The 2996-nt window shown below is 52.2% G+C and carries 1 rRNA gene; it reads left to right on the top strand.

Annotated features, from left to right (window positions below):
* Positions 1-95 precede the first annotated feature (95 nt).
* Positions 96-2996 (top strand): 23S ribosomal RNA (locus EXD82_RS10000).

The raw sequence follows: 2996 nt of genomic DNA, 5'->3' as shown, positions 1-2996 counted from the left end.
CTTTGAAAACTGCATATATACATGATATGACATCATTTAAACAAATTTCCTGAAAGAAGAGACAGACTTCTATAAAAAGCTGTCGCCTAGTAACTGGTCAAGTTATTAAGGGTGCAGGGCGGATGCCTTGGCACCGGGAGCCGATGAAGGACGTGATAAGCTGCGATAAGCTCCGGGGAGTTGCACGTAAACTGTGATCCGGAGATTTCCGAATGAGGAAACTCACCATAAGTAATGTTATGGTATCGTAAGGTGAATACATAGCCTTACGAGGGGAACTCGGGGAACTGAAACATCTAAGTACCCGAAGGAAGAGAAAGAAATTCGATTCCGTCAGTAGCGGCGAGCGAAAGCGGAAGAGCCCAAACCAGAGAAGTTTTCTTCTCTGGGGTTGCGGACATATCATCAAGGAAGAGGCTATTGCAGACGAAGAGTTCTGGAAAGCTCCGCCACAGAAGGTAACAGCCCTGTAGTCGAAGCAAGAAGACTTCCGATATGATCCAGAGTACCACGGGACACGTGAAACCCTGTGGGAAGCAGGAGGGACCACCCTCCAAGGCTAAATACTACCCGGTGACCGATAGCGTATAGTACCGTGAGGGAAAGGTGAAAAGAACCCCGGGAGGGGAGTGAAAGAGAACCTGAAACCCTGCACCTACAAGCTGTGGGAGCACATTACTTGTGTGACCGCGTACTTTTTGTAGAACGGGCCAACGAGTTACGTTATGCAGCAAGGTTAAGCACTTAAGGTGCGCAGCCGCAGCGAAAGCGAGTCTTAACCGGGCGTCAAGTTGCATGACGTAGACCCGAAACCGGGTGACCTATCCATGGGCAGGTTGAAGCGAAAGTAAAATTTCGTGGAGGACCGAACCCACGAGCGTTGAAAAGCTCGGGGATGACCTGTGGATAGCGGTGAAATTCCAATCGAACCCGGAGATAGCTGGTTCTCCCCGAAATAGCTTTAGGGCTAGCCTCAGATTCAGAGACGTGGAGGTAGAGCACTGAATGTCCTAGGGGGTATTGCACCTACCGAAGACTATCAAACTCCGAATGCCATAGTCTTTTATCTGGGAGTCAGACCGTGGGTGATAAGATTCACGGTCGAGAGGGCAACAGCCCAGACCGTCGACTAAGGTCCCAAAATACAGGTTAAGTGGTAAAGGATGTGGGATTGCACAGACAACCAGGATGTTGGCTTAGAAGCAGCCACTCATTCAAAGAGTGCGTAATAGCTCACTGGTCGAGTGATCCTGCGCCGAAGATTTCCGGGGCTGAAACCTGTTACCGAAGTCACGGCATCATTTTGATGGGTAGGGGAGCTTTCCCTGCGGGTTGAAGCATGACCGTAAGGACATGTGGACTGCAGGGAAGTGAGAATGTTGGCATGAGTAGCGAGATGTGGGTGAGAATCCCACAGGCCGTAAACCCAAGGTTTCCAGGGGAAGGTTCGTCCTCCCTGGGTTAGTCGGGACCTAAGCCGAGGCCGAAAGGCGTAGGTGATGGACAACAGGTGGAAATTCCTGTACCGCCGACAGGCGTTTGAGAGAAGGGATGACACAGAAGGATAGTATGAGCGTGCTGTTGGTTATGCACGTCCAAGCACTGAGGCAGTATCTGAAGGCAAATCCGCAGATGCAATGCTGGAGTGTTACGGGGAGCGAAATCTAGTAGCGAAGCATACGTGTTCACGCTGTCGAGAAAAGTCTCTATCGAGTCTGAAGGCGCCCGTACCGCAAACCGACACAGGTGGGTGAGGAGAGTATCCTAAGGCCAGCGAGAGAACTGTTGTTAAGGAACTCGGCAAAATGACCCCGTAACTTAGGGATAAGGGGTGCCACCGCAAGGTGGCCGCAGAGAATAGGCCCAAGCGACTGTTTACCAAAAACATAGGTTTCTGCCAAGTCGCAAGACGATGTATAGGAGCTGACGCCTGCCCGGTGCTGGAAGGTTAAGGGGATCTGTCAGAGCAATCGAAGCAGTGAACTTAAGCCCCAGTAAACGGCGGCCGTAACTATAACGGTCCTAAGGTAGCGAAATTCCTTGTCGGGTAAGTTCCGACCCGCACGAAAGGCGTAACGATTTGGGCACTGTCTCAACAACAGACTCGGTGAAATTGTAGTTCCGGTGAAGATGCCGGATACCTGCGACAGGACGGAAAGACCCCATGGAGCTTTACTGCAGCCTGGCATTGGGTCTTGGTACTACATGTACAGCATAGGTGGGAGGCTGAGATTCCGGGACGCCAGTTCCGGCGGAGCCGTCGTTGGGATACCACCCCTGTAGTACCGGGGCTCTAACCAGAGGCCTTGAATCAGGTCTTGGGACACTGTCAGGCGGGCAGTTTGACTGGGGCGGTCGCCTCCCAAAAGGTAACGGAGGCGCTCAAAGGTTCTCTCAGCACGGTCGGAAATCGTGCACAGAGTGTAAAGGCATAAGAGAGCTTGATTGCAAGACATACAGGTCGAGCAAGGTAGAAATACGGACTTAGTGATCCGGTGGTTCTGAGTGGAAGGGCCATCGCTCAACGGATAAAAGCTACCCTGGGGATAACAGGCTTATCTCCCCCAAGAGTCCACATCGACGGGGAGGTTTGGCACCTCGATGTCGGCTCATCACATCCTGGGGCTGTAGTAGGTCCCAAGGGTTGGGCTGTTCGCCCATTAAAGTGGTACGCGAGCTGGGTTCAGAACGTCGTGAGACAGTTCGGTCCCTATCCGTCGCAGGCGCAGGAAATCTGAGAGGATCTGTCCCTAGTACGAGAGGACCGGGATGGACGTACCGCTGGTGTACCAGTTGTCTCGCCAGAGGCATGGCTGGGTAGCTATGTACGGAACGGATAAGCGCTGAAAGCATCTAAGCGCGAAGCCAGCCTCGAGATAAGATTTCCCATCCTTCGGGAGTAAGACCCCATGAAGACTACGTGGTTGATAGGTCAGAGGTGGAAGTGCAGCAATGTATGCAGCTTACTGATACTAATAGGTCGAGGACTTGACCAA

Source organism: Peptacetobacter hominis (genome assembly GCF_006861675.1).
Taxonomy (GTDB): domain Bacteria; phylum Bacillota; class Clostridia; order Peptostreptococcales; family Peptostreptococcaceae; genus Peptacetobacter; species Peptacetobacter hominis.
The sequence above is the reverse complement of the archived record's forward strand: the minus strand, read 5'-3'. Positions and strand labels throughout refer to the sequence as shown.